Raw genomic sequence first — 23,103 nt, forward strand, 5'->3', positions numbered from 1 at the left:
GAGTATGGTCAGTGACTGATGTATTCTGAAATTAAATATAACCATGCCAATCAGTGGCATCAGGAATGGTGATCTCGTGTTCGACCCCCAGTTGTTACGCAGCTTTGTCGCGGTGGTGGATTGCGCCAACTTCACCCGGGCCGCGGAACGCCTGCACCTCACGCAATCCACCGTCAGCCAGCAAGTGCGGCGCCTTGAACAGGGCCTGGATTGCAAGTTGCTCGACCGGGACCAGCGCCGGGTGCAGGCGACGGCCGAGGGCGAACGGCTGCTGGGTTACGCCAGGCGCATCCTGGCGCTGCATGAAGAGGCGAGTGATGTGCTGCTCCACCAGCAAAACGAAGAGGTATTGCGCCTTGGGGTTCCGGAGGACTTTGCCGCCGAGCGCCTGATGCCTTTGCTGTCACGCTTTGGCCTGGAGCATTCGGCGGTGCGCCTGGAGGTCACCAGTGGTCTGGGGCCCGAGTTGACCCGGCTCTATCGGCGGGGGGAGTTCGACCTGCTGCTGGTCAAGCAGATGGGGGCCAGCGACGACTGCCTGGTGTCCTGGCCGGAACCGCTGTGCTGGGTCGACAGCGACAGCGCGCCAGCCCTGGGCCGGGATCCGCTGCCCTTGGTGACGTTCCCGGTGGGCGGGTTGTATCGCCATGAAATGCTGCATCACCTTGAGGTCAATGACTGGCGCTGGCGCATCGGTTATTCAAGTTCGAGCCTGGCCAGTGTGTGCGCCGCCGTGGCCGCCGGGCTGGGTATCAGTTTGTTGCCGGTGCGGGTGGTGGGCACCGGGCACCGGATCCTGGAGGCCGGCAGTGGCTTGCCGGATATTCAGGGTGTGCGACTGGCGCTGTATGCGCGCAGCGGTCTGAGCCGCGCCGGCAAAGAACTCGTGCAGCAGTTGCGTGAGCTGTGCCAGGCCAGTTGCAGCGAGGCTAACGAGGCTTGCGCTTGAACGCGATCGGGGCAATTTGCGTTTGCACATAGGTTTGCGTGGGGGGCGTCGGCGCACTGGTCAGAATCAGCAAGTTCAGCACGTCATCCTTGAGGTTCAGCGCGCCGCACAAAGACATGACGCTCGAAGCCTGCACGGCGTTGATGCTCACGGACTGCAAGGTCAGGTCGCTGGCCGAAGCATTGATGTCGGTGAAGCCGCAGACCTCGGTCTGGCCCTGGGCAGTGCTCAGGTAGCCGTGGACCCGGCCCGGCAGGTCTGGCCCGGCAGCGTCGACAGTCAGTTTCAGGCGTGTCCCGTCTTCGGCTTTCCAGATGCCGTTCAAGGGGTTCTTCGTCGTGGATCGTCGGGGTACGACAACAGTCGCGGTTGCGTTGGTTGAGGGGGGCGAACGCCGATAGACCAGTTTGTCGATGTAGTTACCCAGGTTGAACACCCCCGGGAAGTCGCTGCTCGCCACCAGCAAATGCGAGAGCGTCAGCACTTCTTCAGTGCCGATGACGCTGATCTGGCCGCACAGCCCGGATGACCAGTTCCTGCTGGGGACGGCCGGCGTCTTGTCTATGGTTTGCCAGCCGATGGCGAGGGCCACGGGCCGTCCCAGGTTGTGCGCCGGGTCGGTACCCAGCTGGAACCCGCTCACTTCATAGGTTCCGGTGGCCCCGGTCGAGGACTGATAAAGGCCGCTCACCCGATTACCGGAAACGCTGAGGGTCATCATCGAGCCATAGTTGTTTTCCCAGGTACCGGCCACCGACCTTGCAGAGTCGGGCGGGATTGGCCGCTTGGTCGGCAAGCCGGGGGTGAAACGGCGTGACGAAGAACGGCTGATGATCCGGGGGCCGTCGGGGCGATTGAACAGCCAGATGCCGACGGGTTCCAGTGAGTAGCCGTGCGACCTGCCCGCCACGACCCGGTACTCGTAAACCGTGTAGCAATGCTCCATCACCAGCGAGCCGACCAGCACCAGATCGGGCAGGCCAATCGGCTCGAACTGCGGACGTGTCTGACCGTGTTCCGGTCCTTCTTCAATCAGCGCATTGTACTGATCGGGCCCCAGAGTGATCTCGCCGTCGGCAAAACCGAGGGCGAGCTGCGAATCCCCACCGTGGGTAATGCGTTCCAGGGTTTGCCGCATCAACCGGTCATCGCCCTTGAATCGGGAGGAGCCGGAGTCCAGCGCAAAGCTGATATCGGTCGCCAGGGTTTCGCCGTTGACCGAGTAGCTGGTCAGTTCAGTCGACCAGATGTATTCCATGCCGGGTTGCGCGAGGTACGGCGACCACGGCAGGAACACATGGGGGCCCTGGATTTTCGACGCCTCCACGGCGCCCATCCGGCAACTGCCGCGGCGGGTCAGCGGGTCCCAGTCGAAACTGACATAGGGTTGGTCCGGGTTGATCTGTCCATTTTCCAGCAACGCCTGGAACAGCAGGGATGGATGACTTTCAAGGTCAGGGGCGCTCGAGGGCAGGCCGATTCCGCCGTCCCAGTCCAGTTGGCGAAACTGCTTGCCCGCGTAATGGGCCGCCAGAAACAGCTCCATCTCCAGTGCGGCACCATTGGGCATCGTCACCACGTCGGCCCCGGACTCCACCTGCATCGTTCCCCAGGGGCCGAAGCTGAACGGGTGCTGCGTGCGGTCTCTGAAGGCAAAGGTCCGGGAGGCCAGGTAATCAAAGCGATTGCCCGCGAAATGCTGGCATTGGTCAGGCGGGCAAAGTGTCGACGACACCCAGGTGATGTGGGTGCCGGTATCGATCGCCAGCTTCAGCGGTTGAGGCGGGGTGCCCACGGTGAGGGGGGTGTACCAGGGTGAAGCGCCGTTGTTCTGGAAGGGGCCGCGGTGCATGGGAAACACCAGCCCGTCCGCCAAGGAATGTGTATTCATGGGAGATTCCGTTTCTGTGCTCGGGTTCGGCGCAGTGAAAGGCTCTCCGGCAGTCGGGGAGCCCGTTTCAGGAGGGCATGACGACTGCGGTGCATCCATGCCCCAGTGCGCATTCAAGAGGATTTGCCTGGCGCTGGATGCCGGGCAGGCCCGCCATGCACTGTCGGAAACCGCCATGTATTCGAGGCGCACCGCTCACAGGAATGTCGACGCTGTGTGAGGGGAACGAGGGGGCGTGACGGGGAGGGGAAGCGCGGGATGAGCAGCAGGACAAAGGCCGCCGCAGCGGCCTCGTTCAATGTGCGGTTTACTGATCCTTGAGGAATTTAGGGTTGGAATTGCCCCACACGGTATACAGATCCGCAAGCAGCGCACCGTTGATGTCTTCGATCTCAGCCTGGGTAATCTCGGCCTTGCCCTGATGCCCGAACAGCACCACTTCATCGCCGCTTTTCACATCCGGCGCGTCAGTGACGTCCACCATCAGGGTGTTCATCGAGACTTTGCCCACCACTGGCACACGATGGCCGTTGATCAGCACAATCCCTTTATTGGTAAACGCGCGGCGGTAGCCGTCAGAGTAGCCGACGGTGATGTTGGCCAGCCGCGAGTCGCGGCCCAGGGTGTACGTGCGGTCATAACCGACGGTGTTGCCCTTGGGGTAGCTATTGACCGACGCCACGTGGGACTTGAACTGCATAACCCGCTTGTACTCGGTGTGGGACGGCACGGTGTCGCCGAACAGCGCGCCGCCGGGGCGGACCATGTCCAGATGCGATTCGGGCACTTCCAGCGTGGCGAACGAGTTGGCCGCGTGCAGGGTGATCTTGCTGCGATCAAGCTGGGCCACGTTCATCAGCCATTGGGCTTGTTGATTGAAAGCCTTGAGCCCGGCACGCACGTCGGCAGCATCTTCGACGGCAAAGTGGGTCATGATCGCCCGTACTTCCAGGTTGGGTACCTTGGTGATTGCCACCGCATCACGACGACCCTGAGCGGTGGTCATGTCCACTCCGTTACGGCTCATGCCGCTGGAGTTCAGGCCCAGGTGCACCACCAGCGGGCGACCGTGATCTTCTGCAATCAGGCTGGCCTTGACCGCGAAGTCGAGGTTGCCCACCAGTTCTTCCATGTTGTACGGCAGTGCAGCTTCCAGCTCGCTCAGGGCAGCAGTGCGTACGCGGATCAGTTGACCCTTGAAGCCGCTCTCGCGCACGACGCGGGCTTCTTCGTTGCTCGCGACACCGACACAGGGAACGCCCATGGCGATCACGGACGGCATCAGCAGGCCGATGCCGTGGCCATAGGCATCCGCCTTGAGCACGGCGCAGATCTGCGACTTGCCGGCGAGGGCGGTTTGCAGAGTCCGTATGTTGTGCTCGAACGCGGCTTTATTGATTTCGACCCAGGCATTGCTGTCCTGGGTATTCACCTGAGCCACGCCGTCGGTCATCGACAGGGGAGGCGCAGCAAAGGCCGGGTTTTGCAGCAATGCCATGCCAAGGGAAAGGGCGAGCAGGGTACGGGAGAAGGGCATTATCTGAATTTCCATTCATTATTTTTTTTGGGCGCGCCTGTGCGCTGGCCGATACTAGGATCGGCCTGTGTGAATGTCACTCCCTCAGCCGCGGATCTGTCCGAAAGTGTCGTGGTGCGCTACAGGCGTCTTGAAAATAGTGGGCCCGGTCGTGTTCCGGGCCGGTGGGCTGACCCGATTGTCATGGCTTGTCAGCATGGTCCGGGTAGTTCAGCACGAACTGCACATGGGCTTTGACCCCGGTGGCCAGGGTTGCATCGTCGACGGTGAAGTAGGGGCTGTGATTGTTTGCAGCCTTGCTCATGTCCTGGTCCTCGGGGGTGGCTCCCAGAAACACGAACAGCCCCGGGACTTTTTGTGCGTAATACGAGAAGTCCTCGCTGGGGGACAGGGAAGCGGCCAGCGCGTGCACTTTGCCCGGGGCCGCCCGTTCCAGCGCCGGGATCATGGCTTCGGTCAGGCCCGGGTCATTGCGCGTGACCGGCGCAATATTGGCCACTACCAGTTTCGCTTCAGTGCCATAGGCGTTGGAGATCCCCTGGACCATTGGCGGCATTTCTTTCAGGAGAGTGTCGCGGATAGTCGCGTTGTTGCTGCGAATGGTCCCGGTCATTTCCACGGTTTCGGGGATGATGTTGGCTGCAGAGCCGCCATTGAGGGTGCCAACGCTGATAACGCCCATGCCCTGGCTGAGGTCGACACGTCGGCTGACCAGCGTCTGCAGGCCGCCAATCACCGCCGAGCTGGCGACTATCGGGTCAACCCCGCTCCAGGGCGCCGAGCCATGGGTCTGCCGGCCCTTGAGGCTGATGCGGAAGGCGTCGCTGCTGTTGAGCACGGTGCCGGCTTTGTAATACAGGTGGCCGGTCGGATAGCCCGCCATCACGTGTACGCCGAAGATGGCTTCAACCTTGGGCGAGTCCAGTGCGCCATCGCGGATCATGGCTTGCGCGCCAATCAGCGTATCGCTCTGGAATTCGTCCACGTCGGCAGCCCCTTCTTCGGCGGGCTGAAACAAAAACACTACTGTGCCTCGCACTTGATCGCGGTGTTGGGCCAGCACCTTGGCTGCGCCCAGCAACATCGCGGTGTGGGTGTCGTGGCCGCAGGCATGCATCACCGGGACCGTTTTACCCTGGCGTACGCTGCTGGCCTGGCTGGCAAAAGACAGCCCCGTCAGCTCCTTGACGGGCAGGGCATCCATGTCGGCGCGCAGGGCCACGACCGGGCCGGGCAGGCCGCCCTTGAGGACACCGACGACACCGGTCTTGCCGACCTGGGTGCGCACGTCGATGTTCAGGGCCTTGAGCTGTTCGGCCACCAGGGCCGCGGTCTTGAATTCCAGATTGCCCAGTTCGGGGTGCTGATGAATTGTGTGACGCAGGGCGATAACGTCCTGATTGACCGACGCGACAGCCGGGTCGACCCAAGCAGGATCGGCCGCCTGGCTGGTGGTGGCCGTCAGTGCGCTGAACAACGCAAGGTATAAAGGGGCAGGGCGTAGACGCATAAACATGGAAGTGCTCGTGGGATTATTTTTAGAGGAGGCAGAGTATGTCGAGGCGCGTAACAGGACAAAGGCAGATGGCCGGTAATCGCCCGGTATCCTGTTTTTTTGCCGGGATGGCTGCAGGCCAGCCGCTGGGCGGATTGTGTTCGGTTATCGGCTATTGGCCGAGTGTCTCATTGATATGCCAGCCTGCCCGTGGGTACTCTGGCAAACGTGACGACCAGAATAATTAAAATATCTGATTGAGTGCCTTGCCGATGGATAGCCACCTGCTGAGTGAGCGCAGTAGCGTGTTCCGACACGCCGACCCCCATGCCGTGTCCGACTATGTGAACCAGCATGTCGGCCAGCATTGTATTGGCCTGTCCAGGACCACCCGTCCCGAGGCCAGCCTCAACCACCGCAAATTTGCCGAGCTCGACCTGTGCCGTATCAGCTATGGCGGCAGTGTGCGAGTGACCTCACCCGCCCTGGAAAGCATCTTCCACCTGCAGGTGCTGCTGCGAGGCAATTGCCTGTGGCGTGGCCCCAAGCGCGAGCACTATCTGGTGCCGGGCGAATTGTTGCTGATCAACCCGGATGATCCGGTTGACCTGACCTACTCGCAGGATTGCGAAAAATTCATCCTCAAGCTGCCGGTCACGGTGCTCGAATCGGTCTGTGACGAGCAGCGCTGGAAACGGCCGGCCGGCGGTGTGCGCTTTTTGCGCAACCATTACCAGCTTGATGAGCTGGAGGGATTCCTCGGCCTGCTCGCGATGGTCTGCCAGGAGTCCGAGGCCATCGACCCGTTGTTGCGGGTGCAGGAACACTACACGCAGATTGTCGGCAGCAAACTGTTGACGCTCATGACCACCAACATCACCCGCGAATGCCTGGCGTCGCCGAGCGCCAGCATCGAGCGCATCCTTGATTACATCGAGCGCAACCTGAAACAGGACCTTGGTGCCGAAGACCTGGCAGCGCAAGCCCGCATGAGCCAGCGTTCCTTGTATGTGCTGTTCGAGCGCGAACTGGGGGTTACCCCGTTGCAGTACATCCGCCAGCGTAAGCTGGAGCGGATCCACAGTTGCCTGAGCGATCCGAGCTGTTCAGTGCGCAGCCTCACCGAACTGGCCCTGGACTACGGCTTTCTGCACCTCGGGCGCTTTTCTGACAGCTATCGCCAGCAATTTGGCGAACTCCCTTCCAATACCCTCAAACGCCGCCATTGACGCAGTAGCCTTCGTGCCTCGTCAGCGGCGACAGAGGTGATGTGGCGCGTGATCTGTAGCAGCGGACGAGTAGAACGAGGCCGCGTCCGCTTGCGGCCATAAAACCTGACCCTCCGAGAGACCCGAATTAACGACTGCTGCGCAGCCGGACGTAGCCTCGCTGAGCTCGTCAACTGCTACGGATACCTGTTGCCGCTGGCGAATGTGGCGCGTGATCTGTAGCAGCGGACGAGTAGAACGAGACCGCGTCCGCTTGCGGCCATAAAACCTGACACCCCGAGAGACCTGAACTGACGACTGCTGCGAAGGCCTGTAGCCGCTGCCGAGGCACGAAGGCTGCGATGCTTGACGGGCAACAGCGTCTCTACAGGCTGTCACGCGCGCGTAATCTCAAACGCCCTCTGCGGTAAACGGATAGCGATCTGCAGGAATTGGATATTGCCGTGGGTATCGACTCCCTACTCTGATCAGGCCTGAACAATAACAACGGAGGCCCTGGCCATGTCCCTGGGAATCGATTACTTGAATGCCATGCTTGAGGAAGACAAGGAGAAGGGCGTCCACCGCTGCAAGCGGGAAATGTTCACGGATCCTCGTCTTTTCGACCTTGAAATGAAACACATCTTCGAGGGCAACTGGATCTACCTGGCGCACGAAAGCCAGATCCCCAATATCAACGACTTTTTGACCACCACCATCGGGCGCCAGCCGATCTTTATCGCGCGCAACAAGGCCGGTGAGTTGAATGCGTTCCTCAATGCCTGCAGCCACCGCGGTGCGATGTTGTGCCGGCACAAGACCGGCAACCGTTCCAGCTATACCTGCCCGTTCCACGGCTGGACGTTCAACAACAGTGGCAAGCTGCTCAAGGTCAAGGATCCGAGCGAAGCCGGCTACCCTGAAGGCTTCAATTGTGAAGGCTCCCACGACCTGACCAAGGTCGCGCGTTTTGAATCCTATCGCGGCTTTTTATTCGGCAGCCTGAACCCGGACGTGACCTCGCTCGCCGAGCACCTGGGCGAGTCGGCGAAGATCATCGACATGATCGTCGACCAGTCGCCGGACGGCCTGGAAGTCCTGCGCGGTTCCAGTTCGTATATCTACGAAGGTAACTGGAAACTCGCCGCCGAGAATGGCGCCGATGGCTACCACGTCAGCTCCGTACACTGGAATTACGCGGCGACTCAAAACCAGCGTGCGCTGCGTGAAGCCGGTGAAGAAATCAAAACCATGAGCGCTGGCAGCTGGGCCAAGAGCGGGGGTGGTTTCTATTCCTTCGACAATGGCCATTTGTTGCTCTGGACCCGTTGGGCCAACCCTGAGGACCGTCCGGCCTACGAGCGTCGCGATGAGCTGGCCCGCGATTTCGGCCAGGCCCGTGCTGACTGGATGATCGAGAACTCGCGCAACCTGTGCCTGTACCCGAACGTTTACCTGATGGACCAGTTCAGTTCGCAAATCCGTATCGCCCGGCCCATCTCTGTCGACAAGACCGAAATCACCATTTACTGCATCGCCCCCAAGGGCGAGAGCGGTGAAGCCCGTACCAAGCGTATTCGCCAGTACGAAGACTTTTTCAACGTCAGTGGCATGGCCACCCCGGATGACCTTGAGGAGTTCCGCTCCTGCCAGACTGGCTACGGTGCCGGCCGCGGCTGGAACGACATGTCTCGCGGCGCGACCCACTGGGTCGAGGGGGCTGACGAGGCCGCCAAAGAGATCGATCTAAAACCGTTGTTGTCAGGTGTGCGTACCGAAGACGAGGGCCTGTTCGTGCTGCAACACAAGTACTGGCAGGAAGTGATGCTCAAGGCCGATGCCGCCGAGCAGGAACTGATCCCCGTGGAGGCCGTGCAATGAGTACTACCCATGACATCGTGCGTGACTTCCTGTACCGCGAAGCGCGTTATCTGGACGACGGCCAGTGGGACCAGTGGCTGGAGCTGTATGCCAGCGACGCCACGTACTGGATGCCTTCCTGGGATGACAACGACACGTTGACCGAAGACCCGCAGAGCGAAATCTCGCTGATCTGGTACGGCAACCGTGGTGGCCTGGAAGATCGTATCTTCCGGATCAAGACCGAGCGCTCCAGTGCGACCATGCCTGACACCCGCACCTCACACAATCTGAGCAATATCGAGATCGTTGAGGAGGCCGATGGACTGTGCCACGTGCGTTTCAACTGGCACACCCTGAGCTTCCGTTACAAGACCACGGACAGTTACTTCGGAACCAGCTTCTACACCCTTGACATGCGTGGTCCCCAGCCACTGATCAAGGCCAAGAAAGTGGTGCTGAAAAACGATTATGTCCGTCAAGTCATCGACATCTACCACATCTGATCAACGGGGTGACGAGTGACTGGAGGCGCCTGAGGGCGATCCGGACTCGGCATTGCGTGCGAGGTACATCATGAGCTTTCAGATCGCGCTCAACTTTGAAGACGGGGTGACCCGATTCATCGAAGCCACTGGCTACGAAACCGTGGCCGACGCTGCCTATCGCCAGGGCATCAATATTCCGCTGGACTGCCGCGATGGCGCCTGCGGTACCTGCAAATGTTTCGCTGAAGCCGGTCGCTACGAACTGGGCGACGATTTCATCGAAGACGCCCTCAGCGACGACGAGGTTCAGCAAGGTTATGTGCTGACCTGCCAGATGCGCGCCGCCAGCGACTGTGTGTTGCGTGTGCCGGCTTCATCCACGGTGTGCAAGACTCAGCAGGCCAGTTTCGAAGCCTCCATCAGCGATATACGACAGTTGTCTGAAAGCACCATCGCGCTGTCGATCAAGGGCGAGTCGTTGAGCAGCCTGGCATTCTTGCCGGGGCAATACGTCAACCTGCAGGTGCCGGGCAGCGAGCAAACGCGCGCCTATTCGTTCAGCAGCTTGCAAAAGGGTGGCGAAGTCAGCTTCTTGATTCGCAATGTCCCGGGCGGCCTGATGAGCAGCTTCCTGACCGGTATCGCCAAAGCCGGCGACAACATGACCCTGGCCGGGCCCTTGGGCAGTTTTTACCTGCGTCAGATTGATCGCCCCTTGCTGTTGCTGGCGGGCGGCACCGGGCTGGCACCGTTCACGGCGATGCTCGAAAAAATTGCCGAGCAGGGCAGCCCGCACCCGGTGCATTTGATCTACGGCGTGACCAACGACTTCGACCTTGTGGAGCTGGACCGCCTGCAAGCCTTGAGCGCTCTCATTCCCAACTTCAGTTTCAGTGCCTGCGTGGCCAACCCGCAGAGCCAGCATCCGCTCAAGGGCTATGTCACCCAGCACATCGAGCCGACCCATCTCAATGAGGGTGACGTCGACGTGTACCTGTGCGGGCCACCGCCGATGGTGGAAGCGGTCAGCCTGTATATCCGCGAGCAAGGCATTACCCCGGCCCACTTCTACTACGAGAAGTTCGCTGCCTCTGCTGCCTGATCCTGTTTTCGGGGTCGCACCATGAACGATTCGGGTGCGATCCCTTTTTAATCGAGGTTGTCATGAACCCTAGATTCGACAACAAAGTCGCGCTGGTGACCGGCGCCGCCCAAGGTATCGGTCGTCGTGTCTGCGAACGGCTGCTGGCTGAGGGCGCGCAAGTGATCGCGGTGGATCGCTCCGAGCTGGTTCACGAGCTGCAAGGCGAGGGCGTACTGACCCTGACCGCCGACCTTGAACTCTATACGGACTGCGCACGGGTGATGGCCGCCGGGGTTGAAGCCTTTGGCCGCCTCGACGTGTTGATCAATAACGTCGGCGGTACCATCTGGGCCAAGCCCTTCGAGCATTACCAGGTCGAAGAGATCGAAGCCGAAGTGCGCCGTTCGCTGTTCCCCACGCTGTGGTGTTGCCACGCCGCGTTGCCCTACATGCTCGAACAGGGCAGCGGTGCGATCGTCAACGTGTCGTCCATCGCCACCCGCAGCATCAATCGCGTGCCTTACGGTGCAGCCAAGGGCGGCGTCAATGCGCTGACCGCCTGCCTGGCGTTCGAGAACGCCGAGCGCGGCATCCGGGTCAACGCCACGGCACCCGGCGGCACCGAGGCTCCGCCCCGGCGCATTCCGCGCAATGCCGGCGAGCAGAGCCCGGAGGAGAAGGGCTGGTATCAGCAGATCGTCGACCAGACCCTCGACAGCAGCCTGATGAAACGCTACGGCAGCATGGACGAACAGGTCGGTGCGATTCTGTTTCTGGCCAGTGACGAAGCGTCCTATATCACCGGTGTGACCCTGCCGGTCGGCGGCGGTGATCTCGGCTGATACCGCCGAGTCGCCTGCACCTTCACCTGAGTGGAAGACTGAAATGAGCCAAGCCCTGATTGAAAGCCTGACGACCCTCATCGTCGACCTGCCGACCATCCGCCCGCACAAGCTGGCGATGCACACCATGCAGAAACAGACCCTGGTGATCCTGCGCCTGCGTTGCAGCGACGGCATCGAAGGGATCGGCGAGGCCACCACCATCGGTGGGCTGGCCTACGGTTACGAAAGCCCGGAAAGCATGAAGGCCAACATCGATGCGCACCTGGCACCGATGCTGGTGGGCATGGCTGCCGACAATATCAACGCGGCCATGCAGACCCTGGACAAGATCGCCAAGGGCAACACCTTCGCCAAGTCCGGGATTGAAAGCGCATTGCTCGATGCCCAGGGCAAGCGCCTGGGCCTGCCGGTCAGCGAACTGCTGGGTGGTCGTGTGCGCGACAGCCTGGAAGTGGCCTGGACGCTGGCCAGCGGCGACACGGCCCGTGACATCGCGGAAGCCGAGCAGATGCTGGACGTGCGGCGTCACCGGATCTTCAAACTGAAGATTGGCGCCAATCCGCTGGAGCAGGACCTCAAGCATGTGATCGCGATCAAGAAGGCTCTGGGCGACCGGGCCAGCGTGCGCGTTGACGTCAACCAGTACTGGGATGAGTCCCAGGCGATCCGCGGTTGCCAGGTGCTGGGTGACAACGGTATCGATCTGATTGAACAGCCGATTTCACGGGTCAACCGTTCCGGTCAGATGCGTCTGAACCTGCGCAGCCCGGCCCCGATCATGGCCGACGAATCCATCGAAAGTGTCGAGGATGCGTTCAGCCTGGCCGCGGACGGCGCTGCCAGCGTGTTTGCCCTGAAGATCGCCAAAAATGGCGGCCCTCGCGCTGTGCTGCGCACTGCCCAGATTGCCGAAGCGGCCGGGGTCGCCCTGTATGGCGGGACCATGCTCGAAGGCTCGGTGGGTACCCTGGCCTCGGCCCATGCCTTCCTGACGCTCAAGCAACTGACCTGGGGCACCGAGCTGTTCGGGCCACTGCTGCTGACCGCCGACATCATCACCGAAGCGCCGCAGTATCGTGACTTCGAACTGCACATTCCGCGTACCCCGGGCCTGGGCCTGACGCTGGACGAAGAACGCCTGGCGCACTTCCGTCGTACGTGAACCGACTGCCTCTTTTAGGAGAACACCATGCTATTCCACGTGAAAATGACCGTGAAACTGCCGGTTGATATGGACCCGGCCAAAGCGGCCAGGCTCAAGGCCGACGAAAAGGAACTGGCTCACCGCCTGCAGCGCGAAGGCACTTGGCGGCATCTGTGGCGCATTGCCGGTCACTACGCCAACTACAGCGTGTTCGACGTGGCCAGCGTCGAGGCGTTGCACGACACCCTGATGCAACTGCCGTTATTCCCGTACATGGATATCGAAGTCGATGGGCTCTGCCGCCATCCGTCCTCGATTCATGACGACGACCGTTAAGGCGTTCGCTATCCCGTTCAAATTCCTTGCATAAGAACAAGATGAGGTGAGCAGCATGACCGTGAAAATCACTCACACAGACGCTATCCAGAGCTTCTTCAAAGAAGCCGCCGGCTTTGGCAACGATAACGGCAGCCCGCGCTTGAAAAGCATCATCCTGCGCGTGCTGCAGGACGCCGCCAAAATCATCGAAGACCTCGATATTACGGAAGACGAGTTCTGGAAGTCGGTGGATTACCTCAACCGTCTGGGCGGTCGCTCAGAAGCCGGCTTGCTGGTTGCAGGCCTGGGCATCGAACACTTTCTTGACCTGCTGCAGGACACCAAAGACGCCCAGGTTGGCTTGACCGGGGGTACACCGCGGACCATCGAAGGTCCGTTGTATGTGGCCGGAGCGCCGATCTGTAACGCTGAAGCGCGCATGGACGACGGCAGCGAAGAGGGCGTCGCCACGGTCATGTTTCTGGAGGGCCAGGTGCTCGACACCCTCGGCCAGCCGGTTGCCGGTGCGACGGTGGACCTGTGGCACGCCAATACCAAGGGCACTTACTCGTTCTTCGATCAGAGCCAGACCGAGTACAACCTGCGCCGCCGCATCATCACCGACGCCGAGGGCCGCTATCGCGCCCGCAGTATCGTGCCATCGGGCTATGGCTGCGATCCGCAGGGCCCGACCCAGGAATGCCTGGACTTGCTGGGTCGCCATGGCCAGCGCCCGGCCCACGTGCATTTCTTTATCTCGGCGCCGGGGCACCGTCACCTGACCACCCAGATCAACCTGTCGGGCGAGAAGTACCTGTGGGATGACTTCGCCTACGCCACCCGTGAAGGGCTGGTCGGTGAGGTGGTGTTCCACGAGGATGGCGCCCGCGGTGTGGCGGGCCGTTATGCCGAACTGAAATTCGACTTCCAGCTGCAACAGGCCGTCGATACCGCCGCCGAACTTCGCAGCCACCGTCCACGGGCGCTGCAGGAAGGCTGATTGACCAGACCGGCACGGGTCGCCCTGGCGCGTGCCGGTCTTTGCAGGCGATTACTTGAAATACCCCCGCGGCGTACAGCCCGTCATGCCTTTGAAAAACGCGATGAACGCACTGTCGCTGGCAAAGCCCAGCTCATCAGCACAGCAATCAAGACTACGGCCGGTGGCGAGCAGTTCAACGGCACGCAACAGCCGCCATTGCTGGCGCCATTGCTGATAACCCATCCCTGTTTCTCGCCTGAAGATACGGCCAATGGTCCTGTCGCTGGCCCCCACGCGTGTGACCAGCGTTTGCAGGTCAGGCGGCAATTGCTCAAGGTTCTCCAGCAACGGCGACAGGCGCCTGTCCACGGGCAGGGGCAACAGCATCGGTTGTGCAGGGGCGGCGGCGATTTCATCGAGGCACAGGCTGAGCAGGTGGAACGGTTTGCCGTGATGCCAGTCAGTCTTGAACGGTGCCTCGCAAATGCTTTCCAGCACGGCGCGCAACAACGAGCTGACCGACATCACCTGCACATGATCGGGTAACTGCCGGGACAGCGTTTGATCCAGGTAGACCGAGCGATAGTCCACCGTCTGCTGCATGACGGCCCGGTGCTCAACGCCGGGCGGAATCCAGGCAACGTGGGTCGGTGGCAGCATGCACACTTGATGGTCGAGCGTGATGCGCGTACATCCTCGCTGGGTGAAGAGCAGTTGCCCGCAGCGGTGGCGATGCAAGCCCGAGTCGTGATTGCCCAGCAAGGCACCGATGCCGATCACCGGGGTGTCCAATTGATCGGGGTCAAACGGGCTATCGGCCTTGAGCCAAGGCATAGGTTGTCCGGTTTCATGGGTTATTTGACGTAATCCGGATAATACGCCGAAAACGGCTGATTAAAATCCTCGCTCAATTCCCTGTTGAGCCTTGCTTGATGAATCTGAAAAGCCTCCTGCCGCTGGCCATTGCCTTGCTGATGTTCCCGCAAATCGCCCAGACCCTCTACAGCCCGGCGTTGTCGGACCTTGGGCTGGCATTGGCCGTAAGCCCGCAACAAGCGGCCCAGACCCTGTCGGTGTTCTTCCTGGCGTTTGCCGTGGGTGTAGTGATCTGGGGACGCCTCAGTGATCGTCTGGGGCGACGCCTGACTTTGCTCGCAGGCTTGGCGCTGTACGCAGTGGCGACGGGACTGGCATTGAGTGCCAGGCGCTTCGAAGCGTTGCTGCTGGCCCAGGCCGTGGCGGCATTTGGGGCTGCCGTTGCTTCGGTAGTGACTCAAACGGTCTTGCGTGACCGCTACCGCGGCGCCGAACTGGCCCGGGTGTTTTCGCTGGTGGGCATTGCCCTGGCGGCCAGCCCCGCGCTGGGGTTGGTGGCCGGTACGGGGCTGGTGCATCTGTATGGCTATCGCGGCGTGCTGGCCTGCCTGTTGCTGCTGGCGCTGTTGCTGGGCGGCTGGTGCACATGGGCCTTGCCGGAAACCCGTCCGGTCGACGTGCCCGTGGCGCCGCTGGCCGACACCTTGTGGCGGATGCTTAAAGATGGGGACATCTGGCGCTGCGCTGTGCTCGTCAGCGCGTTTAACGTTGCCTTGTTCAGCTATTACAGCCTTGGACCTTTCATGTTTGAAAGACTGGGCCTGACGCCTCAGGCATTTGGTCAGAGCGGGGTGCTGCTGGCCCTGGGCTCGGGCTCCGGCGCGTGGCTAAACAAGACCCTGCTCAAGCGCGGTTTCGGCAGCGCGGCCCTGGTGAAAATGGCCAGCGGGTTGCTGTTGGCGGGAGCCATTCTGGTCGGGCTGCTGCAGGACAGCGGTCTGTTCGCCTGGGCGATGCTGGGCGTGGTCCTGGCGTTCGGCATGGCGATTCCCAATGTCCTGGGGGCAGCATTGACGGCGTACCAAGACCGTCTGGGTACTGCCGGAGCGTTGTTTGGTTTGCTGTATTACCTGCTTATCGGCGCTGCGCTGTCGCTGGTGGCCTGGGGGCAGAGTTTGAGCCTGACCTTGTTCGCCTGCGCCGCCGCAGCGCTGCTGTGCAGTCACCGCACCGCTGGCGGGTGAGGCGAGACCGTCATGGCGCGGGAGGGAGCAGCAGTTCGTTCATCAAATTGAACACGGTGTTTTTCACGGCGCTGTTGAGATCAACCCAGGCCAGTCCGGTGGATGCCCGGTAACTGCCCAGGTCCAACGGTCGGGAGATGACATTGGCGGGCAGTGCGCGGGCGGCATTGGCGGGCAGCAGGCCAACACCCAGGCCGGCAGACACCAGCGCGAGCATGGTGGTGAACTCGCCCAGCTCCGAGGCGATGGTCAGCGGTGTTCCTTGGCTGTTCAGGGCCAGCATCAGCGCATCATGGAAGCCCGGGGCGTAACGTCTGGCCAGCATGAAGACCGGGATGCGGGCCAGATCTGCCGGGTGCAGGGTGTCGCACGCCACCAGCGGGTGATCGCCGGGCAGGGCAATGCTGAACGATTCCTGCAACACCTCACGGGTTTGAATGCCCGGGATGACGGCGGGCAAGCGCATCAGGCCAAAGTCGAGCTGGCCATTGATCAGTGCTGCGGCCTGGTCCGGCCCCGGCATGTCCTTGAGTTCCAGCTCAATGCCCGGAAAGCGCGCATGCAGCGAGCGGATCAGCGAGGGCAGCAGGTGCGGCAACACCGATGACACAAAGCCCAGACGCACACGCCCGATTTCACCGCGTCCACCGGCTTTGGCCACCTGCACCGCATGGGCCGATTGAGCCAGCGTGGCGCGTGCCTCGGGCAGGAACAGGGCGCCCACTTCCGTGAGCATGACCGAGTGCCGATTGCGCTCGAACAAACGCACCCCCAATTCTTCTTCCAGCATCTTTATTTGCATGCTCAACGCCGGCTGCACGATCGACAGGCGTTGCGCGGCGCGCCCGAAGTGGAGCTCTTCGGCCAAGGTTACAAATGAGCGCAGGTGTTTGATTTCCAAGGATAATCTCCGGGTTGTACAGCCATGTACGGAGGGTGATCAAAATCCTTGATCACCCAATCATGAATGACGATTGGACGCTGCAGTTGACCTCAGGTGAAGTGACGGCAGGTCGAGAAGCACTCACTAAAAATGTCTGTTTACGGAGTACAGCATGTCATTCACCACCACTAGCTTCCAGCTTGATGGGCGCCGAGCCCTGATCACCGGTTCATGCAAGGGTATCGGGCTTGAGCTGGCCCGTGGATTGGGGGCCGCCGGGGCTGATCTGGTGATCAACGATCGCAATATACAAAAAGCCCAGGCCGTTGCCAGCCAACTGCGCGACGAAGGGCTCAGCGTAGAAATCGCGGTGTTCGATGTCACGGACCGCACGCAGTTGCGCGAAGCGATCAACGGGTTTGAAGCGCAGACCGGCGCCATCGATATTCTGATCAACAACGCCGGCATCCAGCGGCGCGCGCCCCTGGAAGACTTCAGCGCCGAAGACTGGCACGAGCTGATGCGGGTCAACCTGGATGGTGTGTTCCATGTTTCCCAGGCGGTGGCGCAGCACATGATCGCTCGCGGTCGCGGCAAGATCATCAATATCTGCTCCGTCCAGAGCCAACTGGCGCGTCCGACCATCGCGCCCTACGCGGCGTCCAAGGGCGCGGTCAAGATGCTCACAAAAGGCATGTGCGCCGAATGGGCGCGTCACGGCATCCAGGCCAATGGCCTGGCCCCCGGTTACTTTGCCACCGAGATGAATCGCGCGCTGGTGGATGACCAGGAGTTTTCCGAGTGGCTGTGCAAGCGCACCCCGGCGGGCCGCTGGGGGCGAGTCGAGGAACTGTGCGGCGCCGCGGTGTTCCTGGCTTCGTCTGCATCCGATTTTATCAACGGTCAAACGCTGTTCGTGGACGGAGGATTGACCAGCGTGGTTTGAGTCGGTACCTAAAAAAACAATAACAGGGGATTCCCATGAGCACGCTCAAAGAACACACCATGGCGCTGGATGCCCTGGACGGTCAACGCCCAGCGGCGCACGCCACCTCAAAGGGCTTTGCGCCCAGACGCTGGTGGTACCTGATACCGCTGATTTTCATTACCTACAGCCTCGCGTACCTGGACCGTGCCAACTATGGCTTCGCCAGCGCGGCCGGGATCGAGCAGGACCTGGGCATCACCAAGAGCACCTCGTCGCTGATCGGGGCGTTGTTTTTCCTGGGTTACTTTTTCTTCCAGGTGCCGGGCGCGATCTACGCCCAGAAGTACAGCGTGCGCAAACTGGTGTTCTGGAGCCTGATTTTGTGGGGCTTTTGCGCCATGGCCACGGGACTGGTGACCAATATCCCGATGCTGATGGTGATTCGGGTGTCACTGGGCATCGTCGAGGCGGCCGTAATGCCCGCGATGCTGATTTTCATCAGTAACTGGTTCACACGCAAAGAGCGTTCGCGGGCCAACACCTTTCTGGTGCTGGGCAACCCGGTCACCGTGCTGTGGATGTCAGTCGTGTCAGGCTACTTGATTCACGCCTGGGGCTGGCGCGAGATGTTCATCATCGAAGGTGCTCCGGCGGTGCTCTGGGCGTTTGTCTGGTGGCGGATGGCGCGGGACAAGCCCGAGCAGGTCGACTGGCTGACCCGGCAGGAGAAAGACCAACTCGCCGCCACCCTGGCCGATGAACAGAAAGGCATGAAGACCGTCCGCAATTACCGCCAGGCGTTCACCAGCCCGGTGGTGATCCAGCTCTGCTGCGTGCACGCGCTGTGGAGCATCGGTGTGTACGGCTTCATCATGTGGCTGCCGAGTATCATCAAACAGGCCGCGGCCGCGGATATCGTGACGGTCGGATGGTTGAGCGCGGTGCCTTATGTGGCTGCTGTCGCGGCCATGCTGGTTGTGTCCTGGGCTTCGGACAAAACCCAGCAGCGCAAACATTTCGTCTGGCCGCTGTTGGCGTTGGGCGCTCTGGCATTCTTTTGTTCGTACCTGCTCGGGTCCTCGCACTTCTGGTTATCGTTTGCCCTGCTGACCCTGGCGGGCGGTGCGCTTTACGCACCGTACGGACCGTTTTTCGCCTTGATTCCGGAGATCCTCCCGGCCAACGTGTTTGGCGGCGCGATAGGCCTGATCAACGCCTGCGGGGCTTTGGGGGCTTTTCTCGGCTCGTGGATCGTGGGCTATTTGATCGGCCTGACCGGCAACCCCGGAGCGGCGTATATCTTCATGACCGTTGGCGTGCTGTCTTCGGCACTGCTCATGGCATGGGTCAAGGTGGGGCGTGGATAAGGCAATGAAACGGTGCGCATCCTCCGGATGAGTATGTTGTCGTACAACCGCTTGGGCTATGATGGGCGTTCATTCGAAAACCCAACGCAAGGCCCTTGATGGACAACCCGAACGTCCAACCCGGTGTTCGCCGAAAGCACCGCAGTCTGGCTGAAGAGCTGGTCACCGAGCTGTCCCGGCGTATTCGTGACGGTGAGTTGGCCAGTGCCGAAAAGTTGCCCACCGAGTCTCAAGTCATGAAGGAGCATGGCGTGAGTCGCACCGTCGTCCGCGAGGCGATTTCCCGCCTGCAGGCAGCGGGGCTGGTGGAAACCCGTCACGGCATCGGCACTTTTGTGCGAGATATTCCGAGTGCAAGCGGTTTCAATATCGACCCCGCCAGTATTGTCACCCTGCATGACGCGCTGGCGGTTCTTGAGCTGCGTATCAGTCTGGAAGTCGAGGCCGCGGGTCTGGCCTGTGCGCGGCGTACCGATCAACAGCTGCAGTTGATGCGTGACTCGCTGGATGCCCTCAATTCCAGAGCGGTGAGCGTGGACTATGCGGTGTCCGCCGATTTCCAGTTTCACCAGCAGATTGCACTGGCGACGGGTAACCGTTATTTCACCGACATCATGCTGCACCTCGGACTCAGCATCATCCCGCGCACGCGGGTGCATTCCGCGCGGCACATGCCGAACGCGGAACCCTATCTCGAACGCCTGACCCGTGAGCACGAAGACATTTACCAGGCGATTGCGCGGCGCGATGCCGACGCCGCACGGGCAGCCATGCGCCTGCATCTTTCCAATAGCCGTGAGCGTATGCGCAGGGCATACGAGACGACGGCCAAGAGCTGAGCCGGGCAGGGCGCTGCACTGCCGTGAGTGAGCGGCACGTCAGCCGCCGAACGGCCCGGCAGCGGTAAAAGCGCCTCCTTGGTACAGGCTGTCGGGGTCGTTCATGGCCGGTTGAGGCTGGCGTTCAACCTGTGGGCGAAAGACTTCGGAGCTGTCTGCGGGTTCAAAACCCAAGTGCGCGGCGTGCCGGTTGTCCCACCATGCATCGCGGTTGTTCGACATCCCGTAAATCACCGTATGGCCGACGTCAGGCGCCAGCAATGCACGTGTCACCAAATGATCAAGGTCGCCATAACTCAACCAGGTCGACAGCATCCGTCGGTTGCGCGGTTCGGGGAACGAAGAGCCGATCCGCAGGCTCACAGTTTCGATGCCGTAACGGTGAAAGTAAAAGGTCGCCATGTCCTCACCGTAGGCCTTGGACAGCGCGTAATAGCCGTCCGGCCGGCGCTGGGTGTGGGCGTCCAGTTGCGTGTCCTGAGAATAGAACCCGGTGACGTGGTTGGAGCTGGCAAAGACGATCCGCTTGATGCCGTGGAGGCGCGCCGCCTCATAAATATGGAAGGTGCCGCGAATATTGGCATCGAGAATGTCCTCGAAGGCCCGTTCAACTGAAATCCCTCCCAGATGCACGATGGTGTCGACGTCCTTCACCAGGGCTGCAACCCCGGCTTTATCGGCCAGGTTGCAGGTGATGACTTCATCCTGTTCGCCGCGACTCGGCGCCATCGGGCTGATGTCCGAGGCACGGACAATGGCGGCGTGGGCCTGCAGGGTTTCTCGCAGAATCTGGCCCAGACCGCCGGCGGCGCCTGTCAGCAGAATGCGGTGAAAAGGTTTGGGTAAAGGGGAGGTAGTCATGATCAGGTACTCCATTGGACGGTGGCGAGTGCCGGTAACGGGAATGACGCGATCTGGCTGTCGATGCGCGACAGCCAGAGCGCCTTTTTTGACTTACATGAAGTTGTACTGAACCCCCAAACGCCAGCGGGCCTGGCGGTCGTCGCGGGTCGCATTGACCTTGATGTCGCCGATTTCCATGAACGGTGCCCACTGCTTGGACAGCTTGTATTTGACGATCATGTTCTGTTCGTAATCGCTCTTCTTGTTGTCATAGCGGATGTAGTCGGTCTTGAAATAAATGTACTGGTATTCCAGGGCCCACTTGCTGGCCGGGGTATAGCCGAGCCAGCCCTCCAGCCGGTGAGTGGTCTGGTTATCCTTGGCGCGATCGGGGATGTCTTCGTTGACCTGGTCGCGATCAAGCTTTCTGGCGTCATGGCGATAACGCACGGCGGTGTAGAAGGTGTCGTTGATTTTGTAGGCGTACTTCAAGCCCAGCTTGTAAGTCGTTGCGTCCTTGGAACTGTCGATCTGCAAGGCCGGTGTCAGCGTCGATTGCGGGCTGAGCTTGTAGTTGTAATTGACGGTCAGTTCGTGGCCGTTGTTAACGATGTTGTCGTACGCCACATCTTCTCGATCACCGGCCGTGCGGTATTTCAGTTCCCCTTCAAATCCCAGGCCGCTGTCCATGCGGTAGCTGAGCTTGACCCGATCAGCATGAATGCTGTCGTCCTCAGTGAACTGATGGCGGTAGTTGATGCTGGCGGAGTCGGCATTGACGCAGAACGGCAGACACAGGGTCGCAACAGTCACGAGCGTACGTAATGGATTGTTCATACGGCCTTCTTTTATTGTTTTTTTGGAGTGCGTGTGAGGGGCAATCGGCAATCGGTTGTTACGGGAAATCATCATTTTTGCGCGCAGATATACGTTATCGTACGACATAGGGAGTGTCTACGGGTTACAGGGTCATTTGTTACATCTTGAAACATTTGAGCGGTTTTTTGATTAAGTCGTCTCTTTCGTCATTGTCTTTAAAAGCCCAGTAATCATTGGGTTTTAGAGTGTTTTTGGATAGGTTTTGGGTTTTATTCAGATGTTTTAAGACGTCTTTTCAAATGTTGTACGATGACCTATGATCATTTCAACAGGCGACAGACCTGCCACACATCCAATAAGAAGGCTTAAGACGTCCATGAGAATTACTGCAGTCAACGTCCAGGTGTTTTCCTACCCGACCCGCCGCGCAGTAGACAGCGCCGGCCATGCCCATCCCGGCGATGTTGCCCAGGCCCAAATGGCGCTGTTGCGTATCCAGACCGAGGATGGCAATGAGGGATATGCCTTTGGCGCGCCTGAGTTGATCCGGCCCTATGTGCTCGACGGTTTTGTGCGCAAGGTACTGGTCGGGCAAAACGCCTTCGATCGCGAAAAAATCTGGCACGAACTGGCGCACTGGCAACGTGGTAGCGCCAGTCAATTGACCGATCGCGCGCTGGCGCTGGTGGAGCAGGCGTTGTGGGATTGGGCGGGGCGCAAGCTGGGCGTGCCGGTGCACAAGCTCATCGGCGGTTTCCGCGACAAGGTGCCGGCGTACGGGTCCACGATGTGTGGCGATGAACTGCCGGGTGGATTGGCAACCCCTGAAGATTACGGGCGTTTTGCCGAGACCCTGGTCAAGCGTGGCTACAAGGCAATCAAGCTGCACACCTGGATGCCGCCGGTGTCGTTTGCGCCCAGCCCGCGTATAGATGTCAAAGCCTGCGCCGCCGTGCGAGAAGCGGTCGGCCCGGACATCGCCCTGATGCTCGATGGTTATCACTGGTACAGCCGTACCGACGCGCTGTATATCGGCCGCGAGCTGCAAAAGCTCGACTTCGCCTGGTTTGAAGAACCGATGATGGAAGACTCCGCCGAGTCTTATGCCTGGCTGGCAGGGCAACTGGAAATCCCGGTGCTGGGCCCGGAAACCCTGGCTGGTAAACACTTGAGCCGCGCCAGTTGGGTCAAGAACGATGTTTGCGATATTTTGCGTGCCGGTGTGGCGGGTGTCGGGGGGATTGCACCTTGCCTGAAGGTGGCGCACATGGCCGAATCCTTTGGCATGGATTGCGAAATTCACGGTAACGGGGCCGCCAACCTGGCGGTGGTCGGCGCGATCAAGAACTGCACCTGGTATGAGCGCGGGCTGTTGCACCCGTACCTGGATTACGACGAAGTGCCGGCCTATCTCAAGCGACTGGTTGATCCAATGGACAGCGATGGTTTTGTACACCTGTCGGATCTGCCAGGCCTGGGCGAAGAGATCGATTTCGATTTCATCGAGACCCATACCCTCACCCGTTTTTGATCCGTACACGGGCTGCCCGGTCATGACGGGCA

Annotated in this window: 21 protein-coding genes; 14 read left to right on the forward strand and 7 right to left on the reverse strand. The window is 60.7% G+C overall.

All coding sequences use genetic code 11. The annotated features are described in order from the left end of the window. The first annotated feature begins 76 nt into the window (after window positions 1–76). A complete protein-coding gene (locus AWM69_RS10955) occupies window positions 77–949 on the forward strand; it encodes a LysR family transcriptional regulator (protein WP_218726758.1) in 873 nt (290 codons plus the stop codon). Here AWM69_RS10955 and AWM69_RS10960 read toward each other — a convergent pair. The 3 genes from AWM69_RS10960 to AWM69_RS10970 all read right to left on the reverse strand — a co-directional run bounded on the left by AWM69_RS10960 (window position 930) and on the right by AWM69_RS10970 (window position 5,893). Beyond that, window positions 930–2,840 carry a pepsin-like aspartyl protease gene (locus tag AWM69_RS10960; RefSeq protein WP_218726760.1) on the reverse strand — a complete coding sequence of 637 codons (1,911 nt, stop codon included), beginning with the start codon at window positions 2,838–2,840 and terminating at the stop codon, window positions 930–932. The two genes, AWM69_RS10955 and AWM69_RS10960, sit on opposite strands and share 20 nt — an antisense overlap. A 307-nt stretch (window positions 2,841–3,147) precedes the next feature. Next, complete coding sequence (gene alr, locus AWM69_RS10965) at window positions 3,148–4,377, reverse strand: alanine racemase (RefSeq protein ID WP_218726761.1); 1,230 nt, start codon at window positions 4,375–4,377, stop codon at window positions 3,148–3,150. Window positions 4,378–4,558: 181 nt separating this feature from the next. Next, window positions 4,559–5,893 carry an amidohydrolase gene (locus AWM69_RS10970; protein WP_131654603.1) on the reverse strand — a complete coding sequence of 445 codons (1,335 nt, stop codon included), beginning with the start codon at window positions 5,891–5,893 and terminating at the stop codon, window positions 4,559–4,561. A gap of 251 nt (window positions 5,894–6,144) precedes the next feature. On the opposite strand from AWM69_RS10970, the gene AWM69_RS10975 reads away from it, so the two are divergent. From AWM69_RS10975 to catA, 8 genes are all read left to right on the forward strand, one after another. Then, window positions 6,145–7,101, forward strand: a complete 957-nt coding sequence (locus AWM69_RS10975) for an AraC family transcriptional regulator (RefSeq protein ID WP_131654604.1) — start codon at window positions 6,145–6,147, stop codon at window positions 7,099–7,101. Window positions 7,102–7,602: 501 nt separating this feature from the next. Beyond that, window positions 7,603–8,961 (forward strand): benzoate 1,2-dioxygenase large subunit, encoded by a 1,359-nt coding sequence (gene benA, locus AWM69_RS10980; RefSeq protein ID WP_218726762.1) that lies wholly within the window; start codon window positions 7,603–7,605, stop codon window positions 8,959–8,961. Continuing rightward, complete coding sequence (gene benB / locus AWM69_RS10985) at window positions 8,958–9,446, forward strand: benzoate 1,2-dioxygenase small subunit (protein WP_131654606.1); 489 nt, start codon at window positions 8,958–8,960, stop codon at window positions 9,444–9,446. Before benA ends, benB begins: the two co-directional genes overlap by 4 nt. A gap of 70 nt (window positions 9,447–9,516) precedes the next feature. Beyond that, on the forward strand, window positions 9,517–10,530 hold the full coding sequence (gene benC, locus AWM69_RS10990; protein WP_131654607.1) for a benzoate 1,2-dioxygenase electron transfer component BenC: 1,014 nt from the start codon (window positions 9,517–9,519) through the stop codon (window positions 10,528–10,530). A gap of 62 nt (window positions 10,531–10,592) precedes the next feature. Next, window positions 10,593–11,354, forward strand: coding sequence for a 1,6-dihydroxycyclohexa-2,4-diene-1-carboxylate dehydrogenase (locus AWM69_RS10995; RefSeq protein WP_218726763.1), 762 nt, complete (start codon window positions 10,593–10,595; stop codon window positions 11,352–11,354). A gap of 43 nt (window positions 11,355–11,397) precedes the next feature. Next, window positions 11,398–12,519: a muconate cycloisomerase family protein gene (locus tag AWM69_RS11000; RefSeq protein ID WP_218726764.1), complete on the forward strand. Its 1,122-nt coding sequence runs from the start codon at window positions 11,398–11,400 to the stop codon at window positions 12,517–12,519. A 27-nt stretch (window positions 12,520–12,546) separates the two neighbouring features. After that, complete coding sequence (gene catC, locus AWM69_RS11005; RefSeq protein WP_131654609.1) at window positions 12,547–12,837, forward strand: muconolactone Delta-isomerase; 291 nt, start codon at window positions 12,547–12,549, stop codon at window positions 12,835–12,837. A 55-nt stretch (window positions 12,838–12,892) separates the two neighbouring features. Next, the gene (gene catA, locus AWM69_RS11010; RefSeq protein WP_131654610.1) at window positions 12,893–13,819 is read left to right on the forward strand and encodes a catechol 1,2-dioxygenase; all 927 of its coding nucleotides are present in this window, start codon (window positions 12,893–12,895) and stop codon (window positions 13,817–13,819) included. Between the two features lie 51 nt (window positions 13,820–13,870). Here the strand turns inward: catA and AWM69_RS11015 are convergent, their stop codons facing one another. Next, entirely contained in the window at window positions 13,871–14,635 is a 765-nt protein-coding gene (locus AWM69_RS11015; RefSeq protein ID WP_218726765.1) for a helix-turn-helix domain-containing protein, read from the reverse strand. A gap of 98 nt (window positions 14,636–14,733) precedes the next feature. On the opposite strand from AWM69_RS11015, the gene AWM69_RS11020 reads away from it, so the two are divergent. Next, window positions 14,734–15,861, forward strand: a complete 1,128-nt coding sequence (locus tag AWM69_RS11020; RefSeq protein ID WP_218726766.1) for an MFS transporter — start codon at window positions 14,734–14,736, stop codon at window positions 15,859–15,861. Window positions 15,862–15,871: 10 nt separating this feature from the next. Here the strand turns inward: AWM69_RS11020 and AWM69_RS11025 are convergent, their stop codons facing one another. Next, entirely contained in the window at window positions 15,872–16,762 is an 891-nt protein-coding gene (locus AWM69_RS11025) for a LysR family transcriptional regulator (protein WP_218726767.1), read from the reverse strand. A gap of 154 nt (window positions 16,763–16,916) precedes the next feature. Here AWM69_RS11025 and AWM69_RS11030 point away from each other — a divergent pair, with 154 nt between their 5' ends. From AWM69_RS11030 to AWM69_RS11040, 3 genes are all read left to right on the forward strand, one after another. After that, on the forward strand, window positions 16,917–17,690 hold the full coding sequence (locus tag AWM69_RS11030; protein WP_218726768.1) for an SDR family NAD(P)-dependent oxidoreductase: 774 nt from the start codon (window positions 16,917–16,919) through the stop codon (window positions 17,688–17,690). A gap of 35 nt (window positions 17,691–17,725) precedes the next feature. Further along, window positions 17,726–19,039, forward strand: a complete 1,314-nt coding sequence (locus AWM69_RS11035) for an MFS transporter (RefSeq protein ID WP_218726769.1) — start codon at window positions 17,726–17,728, stop codon at window positions 19,037–19,039. A 98-nt stretch (window positions 19,040–19,137) separates the two neighbouring features. Continuing rightward, window positions 19,138–19,878: a FadR/GntR family transcriptional regulator gene (locus AWM69_RS11040; RefSeq protein WP_131654616.1), complete on the forward strand. Its 741-nt coding sequence runs from the start codon at window positions 19,138–19,140 to the stop codon at window positions 19,876–19,878. 39 nt (window positions 19,879–19,917) lie between these two features. On the opposite strand, the gene AWM69_RS11045 is transcribed toward AWM69_RS11040, so the two are convergent. Together AWM69_RS11045 and AWM69_RS11050 are read right to left on the reverse strand one after the other, a co-directional pair. After that, complete coding sequence (locus tag AWM69_RS11045) at window positions 19,918–20,739, reverse strand: NAD(P)-dependent oxidoreductase (protein WP_218726771.1); 822 nt, start codon at window positions 20,737–20,739, stop codon at window positions 19,918–19,920. Between the two features lie 93 nt (window positions 20,740–20,832). Continuing rightward, on the reverse strand, window positions 20,833–21,558 hold the full coding sequence (locus tag AWM69_RS11050) for an oligogalacturonate-specific porin KdgM family protein (protein WP_131654618.1): 726 nt from the start codon (window positions 21,556–21,558) through the stop codon (window positions 20,833–20,835). A gap of 358 nt (window positions 21,559–21,916) precedes the next feature. On the opposite strand from AWM69_RS11050, the gene AWM69_RS11055 reads away from it, so the two are divergent. Further along, window positions 21,917–23,071, forward strand: a complete 1,155-nt coding sequence (locus AWM69_RS11055) for a mandelate racemase family protein (protein WP_131654619.1) — start codon at window positions 21,917–21,919, stop codon at window positions 23,069–23,071. The last annotated feature ends 32 nt before the right edge of the window (window positions 23,072–23,103 follow it).

It is taken from the genome of Pseudomonas sp. D1HM (assembly GCF_019266105.1).
GTDB lineage: Bacteria > Pseudomonadota > Gammaproteobacteria > Pseudomonadales > Pseudomonadaceae > Aquipseudomonas > Aquipseudomonas taetrolens.